Source organism: Pseudomonas sp. SIMBA_041, from assembly GCF_046535095.1.
GTDB lineage: Bacteria > Pseudomonadota > Gammaproteobacteria > Pseudomonadales > Pseudomonadaceae > Aquipseudomonas > Aquipseudomonas mucoides.
Genome location: NZ_JAWRXJ010000055.1, coordinates 1 through 431 on the forward strand (window position 1 = coordinate 1; position 431 = coordinate 431).

The window sequence follows — 431 nt, forward strand, 5'->3', positions numbered from 1 at the left end:
GATGAGAGTTTGTTCTTTGGTAATAGTGAATCTGTACATCGACGCATCCTCAATGCCATGCAGCAATATCCCGCTGCCAATGAAATTATATTGATTATGGCCGCCGTCAATCACATAGATCTGACCGCCCAAGAAATGCTTAGTACTTTAAATAAAGAGCTTGCGCTGCAAAACAAGCGCTTACACTTTAGCTTTATCAAAGGTCCTGTGATGGACATCATCGGTCACACCCCATTGATTAGCGAGCTATCAGGGCAAGTCTATCTGAGTACATTAGATGCTGTCGATGCGTTAAAATAATCTATAGTTTGACCACAACAAAATCGCTGTGACAGCCTTAACATTAGTTTCACTCAATCTCAATTACTATTGTCGCCTACAACACAATATCGCTATGATAGTGCCTGTGTTATGCTAGACGCACTAAATAG

Annotated in this window: 1 protein-coding gene; it reads left to right on the plus strand. The window is 41.1% G+C overall.

What is annotated here, in order from left to right; all coding sequences use genetic code 11:
- A partial coding sequence (locus tag SB725_RS30205; RefSeq protein ID WP_410923023.1) for a sodium-independent anion transporter occupies window positions 1–300 on the plus strand: 300 nt, incomplete at its 5' end.
- Between the last annotated feature and the right edge of the window lie 131 nt (window positions 301–431).